Source organism: Capnocytophaga sp. oral taxon 324 str. F0483, assembly GCF_000318315.2.
Taxonomy (GTDB): Bacteria; Bacteroidota; Bacteroidia; order Flavobacteriales; family Flavobacteriaceae; genus Capnocytophaga; species Capnocytophaga ochracea.
The window spans coordinates 1-22,245 of record NZ_KB291480.1; the positions used below are offsets into that span (position 1 = coordinate 1).

The 22,245-nt window shown below is 39.3% G+C and carries 18 protein-coding genes; 17 read left to right on the forward strand and 1 reads right to left on the reverse strand.

Annotated elements, in window-relative coordinates; all coding sequences use genetic code 11:
- Nucleotides 1–200: 200 nt before the first annotated feature.
- Entirely contained in the window at nt 201–1,598 is a 1,398-nt protein-coding gene (locus HMPREF9072_RS00275) for an alginate export family protein (RefSeq protein WP_009409941.1), read from the reverse strand.
- 196 nt (nt 1,599–1,794) lie between these two features.
- On the opposite strand from HMPREF9072_RS00275, the gene nrfH reads away from it, so the two are divergent.
- The 17 genes from nrfH (at nt 1,795) to HMPREF9072_RS00360 (ending at nt 22,219) form a co-directional block, all read left to right on the forward strand.
- Nucleotides 1,795–2,412 carry a cytochrome c nitrite reductase small subunit gene (gene nrfH / locus HMPREF9072_RS00280; protein ID WP_009409942.1) on the forward strand — a complete coding sequence of 206 codons (618 nt, stop codon included), beginning with the start codon at nt 1,795–1,797 and terminating at the stop codon, nt 2,410–2,412.
- A gap of 27 nt (nt 2,413–2,439) precedes the next feature.
- Nucleotides 2,440–3,906: an ammonia-forming cytochrome c nitrite reductase gene (gene nrfA, locus HMPREF9072_RS00285; protein ID WP_009409943.1), complete on the forward strand. Its 1,467-nt coding sequence runs from the start codon at nt 2,440–2,442 to the stop codon at nt 3,904–3,906.
- Between the two features lie 83 nt (nt 3,907–3,989).
- The gene (locus HMPREF9072_RS00290) at nt 3,990–5,204 is read left to right on the forward strand and encodes a cytochrome c biogenesis protein ResB (protein ID WP_009409944.1); all 1,215 of its coding nucleotides are present in this window, start codon (nt 3,990–3,992) and stop codon (nt 5,202–5,204) included.
- 46 nt (nt 5,205–5,250) lie between these two features.
- Nucleotides 5,251–6,045, forward strand: a complete 795-nt coding sequence (gene ccsA / locus HMPREF9072_RS00295; protein ID WP_009409945.1) for a cytochrome c biogenesis protein CcsA — start codon at nt 5,251–5,253, stop codon at nt 6,043–6,045.
- Between the two features lie 518 nt (nt 6,046–6,563).
- Nucleotides 6,564–7,853 carry an oligosaccharide flippase family protein gene (locus HMPREF9072_RS00300; protein WP_009409947.1) on the forward strand — a complete coding sequence of 430 codons (1,290 nt, stop codon included), beginning with the start codon at nt 6,564–6,566 and terminating at the stop codon, nt 7,851–7,853.
- Entirely contained in the window at nt 7,828–8,826 is a 999-nt protein-coding gene (locus HMPREF9072_RS00305; RefSeq protein ID WP_009409948.1) for a glycosyltransferase, read from the forward strand. Before HMPREF9072_RS00300 ends, HMPREF9072_RS00305 begins: the two co-directional genes overlap by 26 nt.
- 2 nt (nt 8,827–8,828) lie before the next feature.
- A complete protein-coding gene (locus HMPREF9072_RS00310) occupies nt 8,829–9,926 on the forward strand; it encodes an EpsG family protein (RefSeq protein ID WP_009409949.1) in 1,098 nt (365 codons plus the stop codon).
- Entirely contained in the window at nt 9,926–10,918 is a 993-nt protein-coding gene (locus HMPREF9072_RS00315; protein WP_009409950.1) for a glycosyltransferase, read from the forward strand. The genes HMPREF9072_RS00310 and HMPREF9072_RS00315 overlap by 1 nt, the downstream gene beginning before the upstream one ends.
- Complete coding sequence (locus HMPREF9072_RS00320) at nt 10,915–11,928, forward strand: glycosyltransferase (protein ID WP_009409951.1); 1,014 nt, start codon at nt 10,915–10,917, stop codon at nt 11,926–11,928. Before HMPREF9072_RS00315 ends, HMPREF9072_RS00320 begins: the two co-directional genes overlap by 4 nt.
- Nucleotides 11,929–11,930: 2 nt before the next feature.
- Nucleotides 11,931–12,956: a polysaccharide biosynthesis protein gene (locus HMPREF9072_RS00325; RefSeq protein WP_002674917.1), complete on the forward strand. Its 1,026-nt coding sequence runs from the start codon at nt 11,931–11,933 to the stop codon at nt 12,954–12,956.
- Nucleotides 12,944–13,378, forward strand: coding sequence for a WxcM-like domain-containing protein (locus HMPREF9072_RS00330; RefSeq protein WP_002674919.1), 435 nt, complete (start codon nt 12,944–12,946; stop codon nt 13,376–13,378). Before HMPREF9072_RS00325 ends, HMPREF9072_RS00330 begins: the two co-directional genes overlap by 13 nt.
- Nucleotides 13,379–13,382: 4 nt before the next feature.
- On the forward strand, nt 13,383–14,501 hold the full coding sequence (locus tag HMPREF9072_RS00335; protein WP_009409952.1) for an NAD-dependent epimerase/dehydratase family protein: 1,119 nt from the start codon (nt 13,383–13,385) through the stop codon (nt 14,499–14,501).
- Nucleotides 14,498–15,637, forward strand: coding sequence for a non-hydrolyzing UDP-N-acetylglucosamine 2-epimerase (gene wecB / locus HMPREF9072_RS00340; RefSeq protein ID WP_002674923.1), 1,140 nt, complete (start codon nt 14,498–14,500; stop codon nt 15,635–15,637). Before HMPREF9072_RS00335 ends, wecB begins: the two co-directional genes overlap by 4 nt.
- 3 nt (nt 15,638–15,640) lie before the next feature.
- A complete protein-coding gene (locus tag HMPREF9072_RS00345; RefSeq protein WP_009409953.1) occupies nt 15,641–16,843 on the forward strand; it encodes a glycosyltransferase family 4 protein in 1,203 nt (400 codons plus the stop codon).
- A gap of 99 nt (nt 16,844–16,942) precedes the next feature.
- A complete protein-coding gene (locus HMPREF9072_RS00350; RefSeq protein ID WP_009409954.1) occupies nt 16,943–19,183 on the forward strand; it encodes a GH92 family glycosyl hydrolase in 2,241 nt (746 codons plus the stop codon).
- 205 nt (nt 19,184–19,388) lie between these two features.
- On the forward strand, nt 19,389–21,545 hold the full coding sequence (locus tag HMPREF9072_RS00355) for a PepSY domain-containing protein (RefSeq protein WP_009409955.1): 2,157 nt from the start codon (nt 19,389–19,391) through the stop codon (nt 21,543–21,545).
- Nucleotides 21,546–21,571: 26 nt separating this feature from the next.
- Nucleotides 21,572–22,219, forward strand: coding sequence for a CBS domain-containing protein (locus HMPREF9072_RS00360; RefSeq protein WP_009409956.1), 648 nt, complete (start codon nt 21,572–21,574; stop codon nt 22,217–22,219).
- Nucleotides 22,220–22,245: the final 26 nt, after the last annotated feature.

Sequence of the window (22,245 nt, forward strand, 5' to 3'; positions counted from 1 at the left end):
AGAGGAAGAGGCACTAGGCCTTAGGCCATAGGCAATAGGGGATAACCTCCCCTTAGCCCTCTCTCTGAGGGGGAATGTAGCGACGGGAAGGAGAAGGTAAAGCGAAGGTAGGAGAGAGATGTAGTGAACAATTTAGCAAAAAAAAAAGAGGTAAGAATGCTATGGCAATTCTTACCTCTTTTTATTATAGTTCAATACAATTAAAATATCGCAGAGAACAATTTAGGATTGATGTTTAGGCTACACCAGAACCAGTCTTGGTAACCGCGTTGGTTAGCAGTACCTTTGAGGGCTTTAGTGCCATCGTTAGCAAAATAAGTAGAGTAACCTACTTGTAACCCTATAAAAGGTTGTACTTTTAAGTTGTACACTAAGTCGATTTCACTACCGTAACTGCTGTGTTTCTTACCTCCATCTTCGAATTTAGCAGCAGGAGCGAAATAGTGGAAAGTAGCGCTGAGGTTGCTCTTTTCGCCAGTGCGCACATTGGCAGTGAGATAAGGATTGAGCAAACCTACAGAAGGAGTGAAACCTACATAGTAATAATCCATAAAGCCGTAGAACTTGTGGTTAGTACCGCTGAATGGATTGAATTTCTTGTCTTTAGAATTGTCATCAGAGGCGTTGCCACTGAGGTAATCTACTCCAGCGGTTAAGCCAAAGATAGGAGAGAACTTGTAGCCTGCGTTCACTGCAAACATATAAGCGCTTTTATCGGCTCCTGTAGCGTTTTTACCAGTTTGCATATAAGCAGAAGCACCATAGGTCAATTGGTTACTTTTGCCAGTGTAGTGTGCTCCGAAAGTTTGCATATTTTGGTCAGCACTGTCATTAGTACGGTAACCTAAGTTAGCAAACAAGAGCGACAATTGGTGCGCTTCACTGATGCTATAGTGTGCATGAAGAGCTTGCAAGTGTTGGTAATCCTGACCCAATCCTGGAGTAAAATTCTGTCCGCTGGGAGTATTTACATTTAGAGTAGGGGTCGTGGTACTTCCCGATTGGTTATAAGCAAAGAAACCGCGAAGTGTCAACTTTTCAGAAGGTGTCCAATTGAGGTTCACTGCATCGTGACTACGTCCGGCAGGGTGCCAATCGAGAGAGCCGAAAATACGGTCGTCGTCCAGTGCAATCACTTGTCTACCTACTTTTGCGCTAAGGGTATTCACAAGAGGGATTTCGGCATAAGCCTCGAAAACCGACATACCGCCTGTTCTATCGACGGCTTGTACTTGTTGTGCTTGCCCCCAAACGTTCACGTTTTGAAGAGAAACGTACAAATGTAGGCGGTCGCTATGCTTATAGTCGAAGTTTAAACGCACGCGGTTGTTGGTGAGGATAGCAGGCGATTCTCCTTCTACTAAAGGGCGATATGCCCCATTGCGGTACTCAAAACGCGGACGAATTTGTGCTGATAGCGTGAACTCGTTATCGGCAGGGGGCGGAGGAGGAGGTGTCATCATCTCTTCCATAGGAGGTTGTGGAGGAGGAACACCTTCATTAGGGGCAGGAGGATTTTCTACCTGCGCAGTTGCTAAAGAGGGGTACAAAACGAAAGCGGTACCCAAAGCAAAAAATGATAATAAATGTTTTTTCATTGGTATAGTGTTTTTAAAATATTTTACGTTTAAAATAGGTTAAAATACTGAAAATAAGACACAAGAGCAAAGTTTCTTATTTAGAATAACAATAAAATAAGGATATATCTTTATTTTCTTTTGCAAATGTAAGGAAACTATTTTACATTTGCAACGAAAAGCAACGAAAAGCAACGAAAAAAATATTTTTTATATAATGGCGACAACAGATAACAACACCCCATCTACTAAAAAAGGACGATGGTTTCGTTTCTTAATTCCCTCGTTAGTAGGGATACTGATAGGGCTTTGCGGGTATATTTTCTATATATCCAAAGCATATACCTATCTGTCCGACGACCCCAAGGCGTGTGTGAACTGCCATATTATGGAGCCTGAGTACGCTACGTGGATGCACTCTTCGCACGGTCGCAATACCGTGTGTAACGATTGTCACGTGCCTCACGACAACGTTTTTCGCAAATATTATTTTAAAGCGAACGACGGACTTCGCCACGCTACAATGTTCACCTTCCGTATGGAACCACAAGTGATTAAGATGCACACTCCAGGGCAAACAGTGGTACAAGAAAATTGTATTCGTTGCCATAGTACTTTGGTAAGTGAAGTGCAAGCGGGCAAGGTGACTGCTAAAATGGCACACGCTGATAACGGTAAATTGTGCTGGGACTGCCACCGCGAAGTACCTCACAGCCGTGTGAGAGGGCTTAATGCTGCTCCTCATTCACCTGTGCCTATTGTGGACAATATGCCGAGCAACACTCCTGATTGGCTTGACAAAATGGTGAAAAACAGAGAAAAATCAAATAATTAAAAAAAACGAAATATAATTTATACAGCGATGAAAAAGAAACATTGGTTAATTGCAGGTTTATTAGCAATAGTTACCTTCTTATTAGGTCTATTGGCTAATTCGATAATGAACAGATCAACAGAAGCTCAGTTAATAGCTAGAGGTGGTAATAACCTTAAAGAGGGTGAATGCCGCAACGAGCTCTACGAACCGTTCTATCCTCGTGAATACGCTTCGTGGGCAGCTACTGCCGACACTACTTTCCGCTCTAAGTATATGAGTAGTCAAGATGATGATTTGCTCGCTTTGCGCCCCGAAATGGTAATCCTTTGGGCAGGGTATTCATTCTCTAAAGAGTACAACGCTCCACGCGGACATATGCACGCTATTGAAGACGTTACTAAAATCCTCCGTACTGGTGCCCCTACTGATTCAACTCACTCTCCTCAACCAGGTACTTGCTGGACTTGTAAAAGCCCTGATGTGCCTCGTTTAATCAAAGAAGTAGGTGCTGAAACTTATTACAGCGCACCTTGGGATCAATGGGGTAGCCAAATCGTAAATCCTATCGGTTGCGCTACTTGCCACGATACTAAAACTATGAAATTGCAAGTAAGTCAATTGGCTTTACAAGAAGCCTTCAAACGTCAAGGTCGCGATATCAATAAAGCTACTCATCAAGAGATGCGTTCTCTTGTGTGTGCGCAATGCCACGTAGAGTACTACTTCAAAGGTGATAAAAAATATCTTACTTTCCCTTGGGATAAAGGTATGACTGTTGAAAAGATGGAAGAGTACTACGATGCAGAAGGTTGGACTGACTATGTACACCCACTTAGCCGTACTCCTATCCTCAAAGCACAACACCCCGACTATGAACTTTCTCAACTCGGTATTCACGGACAACGCGGCGTTTCTTGTGCCGATTGCCATATGCCTTACAAAACTGATGGTGCTGTGAAATTTACTGATCACCAAATCAGTAGCCCTTTGCGTAACGTATCAGCAAGCTGCCAAACTTGTCACCGCCAAAGTGAAGAAGAATTGGTGAAAAACGTATACGATCGCCAAGATGCTGTATATGGTATGCGTATGAAACTCGAAAAACAATTAGCAAAAGTACACTTTAAAGCTAAATTCTTGTGGGATAACGGTGCTACTGAAGAACAAATGAAACCTACTTTGGCACTTATCCGCAAATCACAATGGCGTTGGGATATGGTACACTCTTCACACGGTGCCGCTTTCCACGCTCCTATCGAATCTGAACGCCTCCTTAGCGATGGTCTTATCTATGCTTATCAAGCTGAAAATAATTTAGATGTGCTTAAAGAAAAACTAAACATCAAAACCGCTTTCGTGATGCCTGATATCAGCACTAAAGCTAAGGCTCAGAAAGAAATAGGCTTAGATATCCCTAAAGAAGAAGCTGCTAAGAAGCAATTCTTAGAAACTATCGTTCCTAAATGGATTAAAGAAGCTAAAGAAAAAGGACGCTTAGTAACCCAAAAGTAATTTAACAAATTACGAATGACATATGACGAGTAGGGGCGAATTACATTCGCCCCTATTTCTTACCTCTTATCTTTTACCTAACTATGAAACAATATCCTTTCGCTATTCTCGTAGCGTGCATATCCCTTATCATAGGGCTGATACTACAACTTACCTTAGGAAGTATCAGCAAAAGTTGGTTTAGCTTTCCTTACAATGTAATAGGAGGCTTTGCCTTTGTGGTACTCACTACAGCTGTATATTTTATTTTTAGAAAAACAAACTTCATCGTGCGCTTTTCATCAGTGCCTTTTGCTATTGTTACGGTCGTAACCCTTGGGGTTCTCACCATTGGTTTGGGGAGCATCAACGTAAATCCTCAAGAGGTAGCTCATAGCTTTGTGGGCAAATTGGGCTTAGACGACCTCACCAAAACTTGGTATTTTGGTATTATCTTCGTATTGGCACTGATGAACCTCTGGTTTTCTATCCTCAAACGCTCGATGGTCTACCAACGTAAAAACATACCTTTCCTCCTCAACCACTTTGGCTTATGGCTTACAATGTTTGCTGGCGTATTAGGTCAGGGAGATATTATACGTCTGAAAATGAACCTCTATAAGGATAAGCTCGAATGGCGTGCAACTACTGAAGATAATCAAATGGTAGAACTCCCCATTGCAATGGAACTCAAAGAGTTCAGTATTGATATTTATCCTAACAAACTATTTGTGATTGATAGTACAGGTTCAGCACTACCTCACGAAAAACCTCAAGGCTTTATGCTCGAAAAAGACGGCGACTATGCAACCCTGCTAAACTGGAAAATCACCCTTCACCAATATCTCGAAAAAGCCATTCCCGATACCGATAGTACCTACATCAATCATACGATGTGGGGTGCGACCAATGCAGCTAAGGTAACCGTAGAAGACCTTCGTACTCACAAAAAGAAAACCGATTGGATTTCTGCCGGAAACTTCCAATTCTCACCCCGTGCCATTCATTTAGACGATGAGCATACCTTGGTAATGGCTCCTGCCGAAGCACGTAAATTCCAATCTGAGGTATTAGTATATCAAAAAGGAAAACAAGAAGTTTTAGAAGAAAAAATAGAGGTGAATCACCCTATCAGTGTAGGCGGTTGGCGTATTTACCAATTGAGCTACGACGAGCGTATGGGACGTTGGTCAGAACTCAGTGTCGTCGAACTCATCTCCGACCCTTGGTTACCTGTCGTTTATGTAGGAATTTTCTTACTACTTGCTGGCGGTATTGCTCTACTCTTTGAAGTAAAAACTAAAACAGCTAACAAGTAACAGCTAGCGCTGTTGTTAATTATTAATTGTCAATTGTTAATTAAAAATGTGGCATTATTTTAATCTTATAACATATATCGCAGTAGCTTTGTGGCTACTTTCAGGTGCGCTTATCTACAGCAAGAGCAAAGCGCTTAGAGGAGTGAGTATTGCAGCTCACTTGGTAGCTACCTTAACCATAGGAGGTTTTATTGTTGCCTTATGGCAAAACTTAGACCGTCCGCCATTGCGCACACTTGCCGAAACGCGTATTTGGTATGCTTTCTTTATGGGGCTCATAGGCTGTGCTATCTATTGGCTCTATCGTCAAAAGTGGATGCTTAGCTATTCGGCTGTAATGGGGATTGTGTTTGTAGTACTTACCTACACCCACCCCGATACAATGAACAAAGCCCTGATGCCTGCCTTACAGAGCGTGTGGTTCATTCCACACGTAATCGTGTATATCTTTGCTTATGCGATGTTGGGTATGGCTTCACTTACCGCTTTCTATGGCATTTATCGCTATAAAAAAGGAAAAGAAGTACAATCAATCTTTACTGTTATCGACCAACTCGTAAAAATAGGTTATGTATTTCTCACCTTTGGATTGCTTTTTGGAGCCCTTTGGGCAAAAGAAGCGTGGGGACACTATTGGACGTGGGACCCTAAAGAAACTTGGGCGTTTATCACTTGGCTCGGCTATTTGGTATATCTCCACCACAAGTACAATCACAAAGAAAAGAAACCTTTTCAGAGTTTTATCATTGTAGGGCTCGCATTCATACTGTTACTCATCTGCTGGTTTGGCGTTAACTACTTGCCAACGGCACAAATGAGTGTACATACCTATTCAGGATAAATAATAAAAAAAGCTGTTAAGTCCTCGCTTAGCAGCTTTTTTACTTATTGTGCTACGATTTTTGCCGAAAGTTATAACTGCCCTTGTAGTTTACACCTCCCCATTTACTAATTTTCTAATTTGCTAATTCTCTAATTATCCCTTCTCTTTTCCGTCCCTACATTCCCCCTCTCCTTGGGAGAGGGACGGGGTGAGAATTCTCTTTCTTTCGCCTCGAAACCCTATTTTTTTCATTTTTATACTCGTTGTATCATATTATGAATCAATTTTTTATATACCCTTTCTATACCAATCGTCCAAGATTCGTATAAGCTTCCTATAAGCTAACCCCACCCTCCTAACACCCTTTTTTCACCAAATATTCTCTCAGCTCTCTTCCGATTTCTTCTGTTTCCTTCCGATATGCTCAGAGTCTCTCTGAGAAGTTGTTTATCAATACTCAAAAAATAAAAATACGTCCTTTTTGTTGTTTTTTTTCGGCAGAGTTGCTACTTTTGCAATCTTAGTTTGGTGGCGAAATGAGTTTTTTAAAAAATATAAAAGGGGTTATCAAGAATAATAAAAAGATTGTAGAGAATTATTTTTTTATGACATTGCTACAATTTTTAAATACATTGTTTTATTTACTTATTTACCCTTATTTGATAAGAGTTTTAGGAGGGGAAGGATATGGTTTATACGTTTTTGCTTCTTCTATAGCTGCTTATTTCATATTCTTTATCAATTTTGGATTTGATTTACCAGCTACTAAGTTGATTGCAGAAAATGTAAATAATAAAAAAAAACTTGAACGAGTATTATCAGAGGTTTTTACAGCTAAGAACTACTTATTTTTGATTTCCATAATAGTTTTTGCTATATTATTATTTAGTATCCCTTTGTTTTGGAACAATAAATGGATATTTATAAGCTGTTTTAGCACTGTGTATTCATATATTTTATTTCCACAATGGTTTTTTCAAGGGATACAACAAATGCGAGTGCAAACAATGTTGCAATTGGCAGTAAAAATATTGAGTTTACCTTTTATATTTGTTTTCGTAAAAGAAAAAGAAGATTTAATGCTATATTCATTTATTGTAGCAGGAACTACTTTTTTAGCAGGCATTATTTCTTTTGTTATTATACATATTAAATATCAATTGTATGTGAGCTGGATAGCTTTGAAAGAACTGAAAGAGGTTTTTAAAAAATCACTACCTTTCTTTTACAGTTATTTGGCAGGCTCTTTAAAGGAGTACAGTATCCCCGTAATTATAGGAGCTTTATTTGGAATGAAAGAAGTAGCAATATATGATTTAGCCAATAAGATTATTTATATTCCTCGCGTAATATTTATGAGCATTAATGCAGCTATTTTTCCAAAAATAGTAGTACATAATAATGCAAATGCTATAAAGAAAATCATACGATGGGAATATATATTATCGATGATTACAATGCTAGGGATAGCTTTGTTAGGAGGCTATGCCGTACATTTATTAGGAGGAGATAGTATGGCTGAAGCTCATTATATGGCAATATTGTTAAGTAGTACTATTTTGAGCAGACTAATAGTGGGCGCCTATACTTATTTTGTGTTTATCCCTAATGAGAAAAATTTTTTGGTTACCAAAACACAGCTTATAGCTTTGGTTAGTTTTGTGATAAGTGCTTTTGTTTTGTTATTTAATAGAAGTATTTTTACAATAGGGATAATGATAACTATTTCGGCACTATCTGAGATTATATATTGTTTATATGCGACATCAAAGTATAAATTACTTTTAAATACTACGGAAGATGAAAATAGCACTTTTAGGAAGTAAAGACTATGATAGTTTAGAATTCCATTTAAATGATTCACTAACCTTTTTAGGGCATACTGTTTTTCATATTGATATTAAAGATGTAAGCAGGTTGCCCTTGCGTTATAATTATTGGTTGCAACAGTTTTTTCAAGGGTATGACGCTCGTATATTTAAGAAAATAGCCAAACGTATAGTAGATGAACATCCTGAGTTGGTAATTTGCACTTATAGATTTATTCATCCTGATTGTATTAGGTTTATCAAGCGAGAATTGCCTAATACAAAGGTTGTACATTTAAATCCCGATGCACTTACAACCTTTCAAAGACAACAGATATTTATATCGCCTTATGATGCATACTTTACAAAAGATCCTTTTATTGTAGATTTTATGAAGAATAAAATGGGTTTAAAGGTTTTCTATTTGCCAGAGGCTTTTAATCAGCGTATACACACTTATAATTTTGAAGATAGAAAAACATTAGAGAAAAACATCGATATAGATGTAGTTTGTTTTGGGACACTTTATCCTTATAGAGCAAAAATGGTAGAACGATTGGTAAAAGTAGGTATTGCAGTGAAACTATTTGGTACAGCTGATAAGCGAGTCTCATTACCTACTATTAACTCTTTATATCAACACGAATTTATCACAGGAAAAAGAAAAGCAGAAGTATTGTTGGGAAGTAAGATAGTGTTTAATAATTTTCACTATGCTGAAATTCAATCGGTGAATGCTAAGTTCTTTGAGATAGCAGGTATGGGAGCTTTCCAAATATGTGATTATAAACCTACCTTGGAAGAATATACAGGCATACCCGCTGAAAAATTTACTTTCAAACATATAGATGAAGCTATATCGTTGATAAGATATTATTTAGATAAGCCCTTAGAGAGACATCAGTTATCAGAGAAACAAAAAGCTCATTTTTTAACTCATCACACCTATGATATAAGAATGCAAGAGATGTTTCAGCTATTAGAAATGTAAGTATGGAGATATACATTTTATTTTTATCCGTTTTATTAGTGTTTTCTTTTTTAGAGGTTTTTAAAAAAGAAAATATTTTATTGCAAAAATATTTGCTTTTGAGCACTTACCTATTGTCGGTATTTTTGGTAGGTTTGCGCTGGCGTACAGGTACTGATTGGGAGCCTTATAAAGAAGTCTTTGAGAATATTTCAGAGTATTTGCATAAAGCGATGTATGAAGGTACATTCATTATGGAAATAGGTTATTTGTTTCTCAATTATTTGGTGCGATTGTTCACTAATAATTATAGCGTTTTTCTTTTTCTACACGCTACAATATTTTATTATTTAGTAATTTATGGGTTAAGGAAAATCACTGAATATCCCATCAGTAGTTATTTGTTTTTATTTGCTTCGAGTTTAGGAATGATTGGTTCCAATAGGCAGTTGCTCACAGTGGCTCTTGTACTTTATTGTTTGCCGATGGTAATAGCGCGTAATAGGTGGTTTTTTGGAGTAATAGTAGCCTCTATGTCAATACACCTGACCACTATTTTGGGAAGTGTTTATTATTTTATAAATAGGAAATTTAAGTGGCAACATATTGTTATAGTACTGATTGTTTCTTTCTTTATAGGATTCAGTACACTTCCTTCCATACTTTTTAAATCTATTGGTTTTTTTTCAGATTTTATACATCTTAGAACTGAACATTATTCAACAGCCGTAGTTTCGCCTTTAAGCCTTCTGGGAATAGCCAAACGAGCAATATTTGCCGTATTTTTCTTATGGATACGAGATAAGGTAGAAAAGGTATATCCCTATTACAACTTGCTACTGAATGGGTATTTGATATCACTCGTGCTCTACTTGCTTTTTGGTAGTTCGTTATCGATTATAGTGAGTAGAGGAAGTATGTATTTCAACATAGTGGAAGGTGTGCTATTAACATCTATTCTTTACATATTGAAAGAACGCTGGCAGAAAGTAGTGAGTATATTAGCACTTTTTGCATTAAGTATCTGGATGATGCACAATTCTATTAAGGTGTATCCCGATTTGTTTAAGCCTTATAAATCACTGTGGTATAACCAGCAATATGAACGAAATATGTACTGATGAATATAACATTTTTTAATAGAAAACGAAATCCTAATGAACGCAGCATTGAGCGGTTGTTTAGATTTATAAAAGAAGCTATCACAGTACAGGGGCTTTCCCTGCGAGAGGTAGAAAACCCATATAATAACGGCTTGTGGAATGTACTTAAAGCTATCTTTTTTTTTAGAAGACAAGTAGCAAAAGACGACATAGTACATATAACAGGAGATATACACTTTTCAGTTATTGGGTTAAAAAGCCGAAAAACAGTGCTTACCGTACACGATTTAGGGTTATATAGAAAATTACCTTTCTTGCGTTTTTTGGTATTTAAACTTTTTTGGGTATATTTGCCTTTCAAGCGGGCACAAATTATCGCAGCTATTTCAGAAAATACAAAAGAAGAAATTTGCTGTTTGATGCCTTCGGTAGCTCATAAAGTAGTAGTAGTTCCAAACTGTATCACAATGGCTATCAATCCTTTTGACGCCTTGAAGAACAATACTACTACACAAGTACTCATCGTAGGCACTCGTGAGAACAAAAATATAGAACGCGCTATTGAGGCTTTAGAAGGATTGGATATAGTTCTTGACATAGTAGGGCGTCTTTCGGCTACACAAGAAGCTTTATTGAAAGAACATAAAATTGCTTATAAGAACTATATAAACATAGAAGAAGAAGCTCTTTTAGCTCTTTATAAAAAAGCGGATATACTCCTATTTGTTTCGTATTATGAGGGGTTTGGATTGCCTATATTGGAAGCACAAGCACAGAATGTATTGGTTGTTACCTCATCAATAGCCCCTATGGACAAGCTTTGTGGAGGCGGAGGGCTTTTAGTTGACCCTTATTCGGTAGTGGCTATACGACAAGCTATACAGACCCTCTTGGAGGCATCGGATACTGAAAAATTAGCTCTCATAGCAAAAGGAAAGCAAAATTTGATAAAATATACCGCTACTGCTGTAGCTGAGCAGTATATTACTTTATACAAACAACTGAAATGATACTTATAGATGCCTTATACATCAACAATGGAGGAGGAAAAGTCCTTTTAGACTATCTTGTTGAGCAATTAGAAGCAACCGAACTCAGCCTCTGTTACCTATTTGATAAACGTGTGGAAGAAAATCCATATGCTATCAAAAGTAGTAATAAGGTGTATTATAAACAAGCATCGCTCATAACGCGTAACCAGTTTTACAGAAAACACAAGAAATATTTTGATAAGGTACTTTGTTTTGGAAATTTAGGTCCTTTAACTCGTCTCTCTATACCTGTTTTTACTTATTTTCACCAGCGCGCTTTTCTGAGTATACCAACTGATATTCCCTTAAAAATGTATATAGGGTTCTATATAAAATCTCCTATTTTCAGATACTTACTAAAGAATACTGATGAACTATGGGTACAAACCCCTTTGATGCAGGAAGAGATAGAGAGAAAAAAGATTATCAGTAGTGAGAAAATCAAACAATTGCCTTTTTACAGAGATGAAGATTTGACAGAAAAGTTTTCTAAAACAAAAAATAGCTTTATTTTTGCAAGCACAGGGACACCCTATAAAAATCATACACGTCTTATTAATGCTTTTTGCAGTTTTTATAACAAACATCGCCAAGGCAATCTCATACTAACAATAGATGCTGATAAATTTCCTGAACTCGCGCAATTGATTGACAATCGTATTGCAGAAGGATTTCCTATAAAAAATATAGGTTTTGTGGATAGGAAAACCCTTATAGAGGCGTATCAGTGCACAGAATATCATATTTTTCCTTCATTGGCAGAGAGTTTTGGACTGGGAATTGTAGAGGCTATAGAATGTGGATGTAAAATAATAGGGGCAGATTTGCCTTATATGCACGAGATATGTGAACCGAGTATTGTTTTTGACCCACTAAATGAAAAAGCTATTGAACAGGCCTTTCAGCAAGCTATCGGCAAAGAGGAGCGACCAACTGTACAAAAGATTAGTAATAAAATAAATGAGTTAATCCAGCGATTGAAATCATAATAATGGAGATAAAAAATAAAACCCTTCTTATCACAGGAGGAACAGGCTCTTTCGGGAATGCTGTATTACAGCGTTTCCTCCCTACCGATCACTTCAAAGAAATACGCATTTTTTCACGCGATGAAAAAAAACAGGACGATATGCGCCACGCCTTGCAAAACCCTAAAGTGAAATTCTATATAGGCGATGTACGCGATAGAGCCTCTGTAGATATAGCTATGTCCGGAGTAGACTATGTGTTCCACGCTGCTGCCCTTAAACAAGTGCCTTCTTGTGAGTTTTTCCCTTTAGAAGCTGTCAAAACTAATGTGTTAGGAACAGAAAATGTACTCAACTCAGCTATTGCCTATCAAGTGAAAAATGTAGTTGTACTTTCTACCGATAAGGCTTGCTACCCTATCAATGCAATGGGAATCTCCAAGGCAATGATGGAAAAAGTAGCTATTGCTAAAGGCCGTCAGTTAGGAGAAAATGCTGTAACAACCATTTCCTGTACTCGATATGGCAATGTAATGGCTTCTCGAGGGTCAGTTATTCCACTATGGATAGAACAAATGAAAGACAACAAAGTCATCACCCTAACCGACCCTAATATGACTCGCTTTATGATGACTTTAGCCGATGCTGTAGATCTCGTCCTATATGCTTTCGAAAATGGACATAACGGCGACCTCTTCGTGCAAAAAGCCCCTGCTGCTACACTTACCGTATTAGCCGAAGCGCTCAAACAACTCTACAAAAAAGATACTGAAGTGAAGATTATAGGCACTCGCCACGGCGAAAAATTGTATGAAACCTTAGTAGCTCGTGAAGAAATGGCTCGCGCTGAAGATATGGGTAACTATTTCCGCATTCCGTGTGATACTCGCGACTTAAATTACGATAAGTATTTCAAAGATGGGCAAGAAAAAGTGTCCCTCATCGAAGATTACCACTCTCATAATACTACCCGTTTAAGCGTAGAGGAGATGAAATCTCTATTGCTAAAACTAGAAGAAATACAAAACGATATACAATGTTTGAAGTAAAAACCATACAAGGAGAAATATTTACAGACTACCGAGGACAAATAAGTTCACTAAACGACTTTGTTTTTGAGGGGGTTGAACGCTTTTATTTTATCCACCACCCCGATAAAAACGTAGTACGAGGCTGGCACGGACATCAGCACGAAAAGAAATGGTTTTATTGTGTGAAAGGCAGTTTTACCATAGCTCTTGTGCAAATAGATAATTGGAAACAACCTTCTACAGATTTGGTAGCCGATATTATACCTCTCAGCGAAAAAGACAGTAAGATAGTTTGTGTGCCCGAAGGCTATGCCAACTGTATCAAAGCAGGAGAAGATGGGAGTATTCTATTAGTTTTCTCAGGGAAAAGAGTTCCTGAAGCCTATGAAGATAGTTGGCGTTACGACAAAGATTTATGGGTAGATTGGCAAAAATATTAAACAGATGAAAAGAGTAGGTATTACAGGGCAAAAAGGTTTTATAGGAAGTCATTTGTACAACACACTCCAGCTTTATCCAAATGAGTTTGAACGTGTCCCCTTTGAGGATGCTTATTTTGAAAGTGAGGATACATTAGCACAGTTTGTAGCTCAATGTGATGTGATAGTGCACTTGGCAGCTGTCAATCGTCACGAGAGTGAACAAGTGCTTTATGATACAAATGTCGCTCTTACTCAAAAGCTCATAACAGCACTTAAAGAAACTGAAAGTAAGGCACACGTTTTTATATCATCTTCTACTCAAGAAGAACGAGAAAACCTTTATGGAAAATCTAAACGTGTAGCGCGAGAGCTTCTAAATGAGTGGGCTAAAAACTGTGGAGGAAAAACTACAGGTCTCATCATTCCCAATGTATTTGGTGCTTTTGGCAAGCCGTTTTATAACTCGTTTATTGCAACTTTTTGCTATCAACTCACTCATAGACAAACACCCTCCATCGCCACTGATGCTGAGGTAAATCTCATTTATGTACAAGAACTCGTGATGTTTATCATCAACGAAATACGTGCAGAAAAAGGTACTGCAAGTTTATATGTTCCTCACACCAGCACTCAAAAAGTGTCAGAAGTATTAACACTTTTAGAAGGGTTTAAAGAGTGCTATTTAGAGAAAGGAGAAATACCCATCCTTAAAAATCCTTTTGAACATAACTTGTTCAATACCTTTCGCTCATATATAGATCATAAGAGTCATTTTCCTGTCAAACTCACTCAACATACCGATGATCGTGGAGCTTTTGTAGAAGTCATCCGTTTAGGAATTGGAGGACAATGTTCTTTCTCTACTACACACCCTAATATCACTCGAGGCAATCATTACCACACCCGCAAGATAGAACGTTTTACAGTTATCAAAGGAAAAGCCCTAATTCAGTTGCGAAAAATAGACACTCAAGAAATATTAGATTTCTATTTAGAGGGTAATGAACCTGCTTATGTAGATATGCCTATTTGGTATACTCATAATATTACCAACATAGGAAATGATGATTTGTACACTATCTTCTGGATTGATGAACCATATAACCCCGATAATGCCGACACTTATTTTCTAAAAGTATGAAAAAATTAAAAGTAGTAACTGTAGTGGGCACTCGCCCCGAAATTATCCGTTTATCTCGCGTCCTCGTAGCCTTAGACGCTTCTGAGGCTATAGAACATATCATTGTGCACACTGGTCAAAATTACGACTATGAGCTCAATCAAATCTTTTTTGAAGATTTACAACTCCGCAAACCCGATTATTTCTTAGAAGCAGCAGGTAAAACTGCTACCGAGACCATTGGTAACATCCTCATTAAAATAGACCCCGTATTAGATAAACTCCAGCCCGATGCTTTTTTAGTGTTAGGCGATACTAATTCGTGCCTGTGTGCGATTCCAGCTAAGAAAAAACATATACCCATTTTCCATATGGAAGCAGGCAATCGCTGTTTCGACCAACGAGTACCCGAGGAAACTAATAGAAAAATCGTAGATCATATTTCCGACATCAATCTCACCTATTCAAGCATTGCCCGTGAGTACCTCCTCAGAGAAGGACTTCCTGCCGATAGAGTTATCAAAACAGGCTCTCCTATGTATGAAGTGCTACACCACTATCTACCTGAGATCCAAAAATCAAAAGTGTTACAAACTTTAGGTTTAGAGGAAGGTAAATTCTTTGTAGTATCAGCCCATCGCGAAGAAAATATCAATTCCGAAAAAAACTTTACTAACTTGATGAATGCTCTCAATACAATCGCCAAGCAGTATCATTACCCCATCATTGTCTCTACTCACCCGCGTACTCGCAATATGATAGACAAGAAACAAATAGCAATGCGCCCCGAAATACAATTCCTAAAACCTTTAGGATTTCACGATTACAATGCTTTACAACAGAAAGCTTATGTAGTGCTAAGTGATTCCGGTACGATTTCAGAAGAATCTTCTATACTGAATTTCCGCGCCTTAAATCTTCGTGAAGCTCACGAACGTCCTGAAGCAATGGAAGAAGCCTCTGTAATGATGGTAGGTTTATCACCCGATCGCATTATGCAAGGACTCACACAAGTATTGCAACAACAGATAGGCGATCAGCGCAACTATCGCCCTGTAGCCGATTATTCAATGCCTAATGTATCAGAAAAAGTAGTGCGTATCATCATTTCTTATACTGATTATGTAAAAAGAGTCGTTTGGCAAGAAAAAATATAGATAATGCATCTTCTTTTTCTCACTTTATCAGAAATCAATACTATTGAGGAACGCGGTATTTATCAAGACCTATTGCGAGAATTTCGCGATCAAGGTCACAATATTACTATAGTTACCCCTTTAGAGCGCCGAAGAAAAATACCTACTCGGCTGATAGAAACTAATGGTATAAAACTTCTGCAAGTAAAAACTTTTAATATACAGAAAACTAATATCTTAGAAAAAGGTATAGGTACTATAGCTATTGAATATCAATATTTATGGGCTATTAAAAAATATCTATCGAATGAGAAGTTTGATATGGTGCTGTATACCACTCCTCCCATTACTTTACTGAAGCCTATTTCTTATATTAAAAAACGCGATAAAGCATATACTTATCTGCTTTTGAAAGATATCTTCCCACAGAATGCAGTAGACTTGGGCTTGATGAAGGAAGGTAGCTTCTTGCATAAAATCTTCGTCAAAAAAGAAAAGAAACTCTATCAAATCTCAGATACCATAGGGTGTATGTCTCAAGCAAATGTAGATTTCTTGTTGCGTCATCACCCCGAAATTCCACAGCAAAAAGTAGAAATCAACCCTAATAGTATTACGCCTATTTCTTTTGACAAAAGCGAAGGAGAACGCAAGGCTATTAAGCAAAAATACCACCTTCCCCTTGATAAGAAAATCTTTGTATACGGGGGAAATCTCGGCAAACCTCAGGGCTTAGATTTTCTATTAGAAACAATACAAGCTACTAAAAATGAAGATGTTTACTTTCTTATAGTAGGTAATGGCACCGAATACCACAGAATTAAAATCTGGTTTGAACAGCAAAAACCTCAAAATGCAATGCTCTTATCTTCTCTTCCAAAAGATGATTACGACCACTTGCTTTCTTCTTGTGATGTAGGGCTTATTTTCTTAGACAAACGTTTTACAATTCCTAATTTCCCTTCGCGTTTGCTTTCTTACCTCGAAATGGAACTCCCCGTGATTGCAGCTACAGACCCTCACACAGATATAGGAGATGTAATTGAGGAAGCACAATGCGGGTACAAAGTACTTTCAGGCGATTTAATACAGATGCAAAAAGTTATTGATAACTTATTAATGTCTGACTTAGATGCGTTGGGTAGAAATGCCAAAAACTTATTATTAAACGCATATACTGTAGAACGATCATATCATTTGATAGATCGTGCAAGAGCTCAGAAATAGAATTTTCTGCCTTTCTTCTAAAAAGGAACTTATAAGGTTGTAACTTCAAAAAATAATCGTACATTTGTAGCCTGATTAACCATTTAGAGTTCTGAACGAATGAAGAAACTTCTTTCTTTTGCCACTTTGTGGGTGGCTTTATCACTACACGCACAACAACAACCCGTGGATTACATCAATCCGCTTATTGGTACTTCTAATTTTGGTGCTACGCACCCTGGGGCTATTGCTCCGCGCGGTATGCTTAGCATTTCGCCCTTTAACGTGGCTTTCGATACTACGGGAGTGAAAGCTCCGCTTGAAAAAGATAGTCGCTGGCTTTCTAATCCTTATGTAAATGAAAATAAATTCTTCACGGGGCTTACCCATGTGAACCTCAGCGGGGTGGGTTGTCCTGAACTGGGGGTGATTATCGCTATGCCTACCACTGGTAAATTGGAAATCAATCACCTAAAATACGGCTCAACCTACCAAAATGAGGTAGCCAAAGCAGGTTATTACAGCAATTTCCTCACTAAATACCATATCAAAACCGAAGCTACTGCCACCACCCGCGCAGGTATCACTCGTTATCAATTCCCTAAAGGAGAAGCTAATTTGCTCATCAATCTCGGACTTGGGCTCACTAACGAAAAGGGCGCGATGCTCAAATTTGTATCGCCTACCGAGGTGGAAGGTATGCGTATGGTAGGGACTTTCTGCTATAACAGTCCGGAGCTAGCTTATCCAGTGTATTTTGTAGCCAAAGTAAACAAAGTAGCTCCTTCGTATGGCGTTTGGCATCAGCCAGAAAAACACCAAGGGGTGGAAGCCCAATGGATGTGGTACAATGGCGAAACTCGCCTCAAAGAACAATTTGCCCGCGAGGTAGTAGGCGATAGTATAGGGGCGTATTTCCGCTATAAATTTGACAAAGAGGAAGTCGTGGAACTCAAAGTGGGTATTTCGTACGTGAACATAGCCAACGCCCGTGAAAACCTTGAAAAAGAAATAGGCAACCGCACTTTCGATGAGGTGTATGCCACTACTCGCCAAACGTGGAACGATGCCCTACGCGCTACCGTAGAAGGGGGTACCGACGACCAAAAAACGATATTCTACACAGCGCTCTATCACGCGCTTATTCACCCCAACCTTCTGAACGATGTGAATGGTGATTATCCTGAGAGCAAGACTAACAAAATAGGCAAAAATCACCAGCGTTATACGGTGTTCTCATTGTGGGATACCTATCGCAATTACCACCAATTGCTCACCCTGCTCTATCCCGAACAGCAACTGCAAATGGTGCGCACGATGCTCGATATCTACAAAGAAAGCGGTTGGCTGCCCAAATGGGAACTCAATTCTACAGAAACCTTTACGATGGTAGGCGACCCTGCCAGCATAGTATTAGCCGACACTTACCTGCGCGGTCTCACCGATTTTGATATACAAACTGCCTACGAGGCGATGCTCAAAGGGGCGAATACCCTTGAAAATAACCCTATACGCTCAGGAGTGAAAGAGTATTGGAAATTGGGTTACCTGAGTGTAGATGGGGGTGTAAGAGGTCCGGTATCTACTACCCAAGAGTATAATGCGGCTGACTTTGCCATTGCGCAAATAGCTAAGAAGTTAGGCAAAAAAACCGATTACGAGAAGTTTAACAAACAAGCCTATTCATATAGAAAACTATTCGATAAGGAAACCCATTTATTGCGTCCACGTCACGCTGATGGCAAGTGGTATGCGCCTTTCAACCCCGAAAGTGGGGCTAATTTTGAAGAGAATGTGGGCTATATCGAGGGCAATGCGTGGCAATACGTATATATGGTAACCCACGATGTAAAAGGAATGATCAAGCTAATGGGTGGTGAAAAACCTTTTGAAAAGCAACTCGACCATATTTTCGACAGTAAACAGTACGATATGGCAAACGAACCCGATATTGCTTATCCATATCTCTACAACTTCCTTAAAGGCAAAGAGTGGAAAACCCAACAGAAAGTAGACCAACTCATCAATGAGTATTTCCAAAACAAACCTGCGGGACTCCCAGGCAATGAAGACACAGGGGTAATGTCGGCTTGGCTCATTTATGGAATGGCAGGCTTCTACCCCATTACCCCATCTGAGCCTAACTACACTTTCACCTCGCCTAAGTTCACCAAAATCACCCTTAAACGCGACCCGCAGTACTATCCTGCTGGTGATTTGGTAATAGAAAGTAATGCTTCACCTGAAAACATTTACATTAAGAATATTTACATCGACGACAAGCCTTACAAATCCTATTTTATCAGCCACGAGGCGTTAAAAAATGCAAAGAAAATACGGTTTGAGTTAGGTAAGAGATAAGAGGTAAGAAAAGTGTGATGCTGAGATTGTCCGAAAATTTTTAAATCATATTTGCATCGCTATACTTTGCCAAAGTTTCAGACTTTGCCAATGTTGATTACCTTGATAATCATACCGCTGGCGCGAGCTTGTAGCTCGTGCCAAACAAATTAACACATCAACAAATCGTCTTTGCGTAATTCGTCACTCGTAATTCGTAATTATTATGCGTAAACTTCATTTAATTCTTTCCCTGATAGCAGGGGTATTCATACTGCTGGGGGCTCTTACAGGGGCTATCTTAGCTGGTGAATCGGTGTATAACCAAACGTTGCCTTACAAAAGTGCAGCGTTTGAAAGCACTACCCTTGCCCAAACCATTGCCGTTTTGAAGGAAAAGAATATAGATGCACTCAAACTCTCTATCGACCGCAATCACTTTGTGCAAATAGAGACGGCTGAGGGCGAAAAACTCTTTATCCATCCACAATCGGGGGAAGTCATCAAAGGGAATTACAAACCCTCGAAGTTTATACAGTTTGTCAAAACACTACACCGCTCGCTCTATATGGGCAAAACGGGACGGGTGATTATGGGGCTTACAGCCTTGTGTTTATGTGTAGTAGCCTTGTCGGGTATATGGCTCATCGCCCGCAAACAACAACGCTGGGGCAGGTTCTTCCACAAACTTCCTCAAGAAAAATTCTACAATCATTACCACAGTGCTCTGGGGCGCTGGGCGCTCGTTCCTATCTTTATCATTGCCCTCACGGGGGTGTATATGATGCTCGAAACAGTGGGAGTGTTTCCTAAGTTCAAAGCCGAACACAATTACGATGTTAGCACACTACAAGAAACACCCGCAAGACCCGCTAAAGACTTCCCCGTTTTCCAAGTACCTCTCGCCGAAGTGCGTCAAGTAGAATTTCCTGCTTTTGAAGATGTAGAAGAAATCTATAAAGTAGATTTCATCGATAAAAATATAGTAGTCAATCAGTTTACGGGTGAGGTGATTAGCACCTCCACTTCTCCTTACAAAGGCTTGGCGTATTTGGTGCGCACCCTGCACATCGGCAAAGGGCATTACTTCTGGGCAACCGTCTTGTTGCTCTCGTGTGTGGCGCTGTTGTTCTTCCTCTACTCTGGCTTTGCAATGACCCTCAGCAAACGAAAGAAAAGCATCAACAATCCGTTTGATAAAAGCGAATGTGAATACATTGTGTTAGTAGGCACCGAAGGAGGCACCACCCGCAAGTTTGCTATCCTTTTCCACAACGAACTCCTCCGTTTGGGCAAGCGCTCCTACCTGACCGATATGAATGCCTACACTCGTTTTGCTAAAGCAGAGCAACTCATTGTATTTACTTGCACTTATGGCGATGGCGAGGCGCCTATCAATGCGACTCACTTTGCGCAACTATGGGCGAAATATTTCCCCGCACAACCTTTGGCGTATAGCGTACTCGGTTTTGGCTCTGACTCTTACCCCGATTTCTGCAAATATGCCAAAGAAGTAGACCAACTATTGTCGGCTACTGCACAAGCTGAATGTGCACTGCCTTTGCATACCGTAAACGATCAAGATTTTGGTCAGTTTAAAGCGTGGGCAACGGCTTGGGGTATGGCACAAAAGCTCTCTTTGGCTTTGCCTGATGATTTCAGCGTACAACCTCAGCGCAAACCGCTCTCTTTCACCGTAACAGAGAAAACGCCCGTAATGGACGACGATATTTTCCTAATAGCGCTACGCCCTTCCAAAAAAAGTAGTTTTGTATCTGGCGACCTTTTGGGCATTACCCCAGAAGATGGGCGCGAACGACTCTATTCGGTTGCCAAATACCAAGGAGATGTGTGGTTGAGCGTGAAGCTACATTCACAAGGGGTAGTGTCTAACCTGCTGAACAATTTGCAAATAGGCGATACATTGCAAGCTGCTTTGGTAGTCAACAAACACTTCCATTTTCCTAAAAAAGCACCTCAAGTGGTGTGCATTGCCAATGGTTCGGGGATGGCGCCTTTTATGGGAATGATAGCCGAAAATACCCAAAAGAAACCTATCACCCTGATATGGGGTTGCCGCCGTGAAGCCTCTTTGGAAATCTACCGCCCTTATATAGAACAGTTTATTCGCGAAGGAAAGATAGCCAACTATTGGCAAGCTCTCTCGCGTGAAGGAGATAAATTCTACGTGCAAGACATCTTGCGAAGAGAAGCTCCTTTCTTTGCTGAACTCCTCAAAAACAAAGGAATTATAATGATATGCGGGTCGGTTGCGATGGAGAAAGCAGTTACCGAAGTCTTAGAGACGATTTGTAGAGAGCATTTAGAAAAACCGCTGAGTTACTACCAAAACAAAGGACAAATCAAAACGGATTGTTATTGATTAGATAAGAGATAAGAAGTAAGAATATGACAACACATTTTTTACATATAGACCCTAGTACTTCGATAGAGGAAGTGAATTTGCTTTTTGAAGCGCACTTGCTTTCGGCTTTGCCCGTGTGCGAAAACAATTCTTTCATAGGGGTACTCCGCAAAGAAGCGGTAGATGAGGACGATAAAGAAGCAATAGTAGCCGATTATCAATATGCGTTAGAACGCTTTTTTGTACCGCTAACTGCTACGTGGGATACCGTAATAGAGGCTTTCGCTTCCTATCACACCGATATGCTCCCCGTAATAAATGAGGATCAGCAATTTATAGGTTATTACTACTTGGGAGACTTTATACAACAACTCACCAAAACGCCTTTTATACAAGAAGCGGGTCGGGTACTCATCTTGGAGAAAGATGCGCTGAGCTATTCGTTTGCTGAAATTAGCAGAATTGTAGAGGAAAACGGGGGGACGCTTTTAGGACTTTATCTCTCCAATCGCACGGAAGACAACGTGCATATTACGCTCAAACTCATCTCCAACCGACTCTCGGATATACTACAGGACTTCCGTCGTTATGGCTATGGTATCCTTACCGAAAAAGACGACGATCACTACCGCCAAGAACTCAAAGACATTGCTGATTACTTTGAAAAATACTTAGACTTAGGTAATAGGTAAGAATAATCTTTAACTAAATATATACT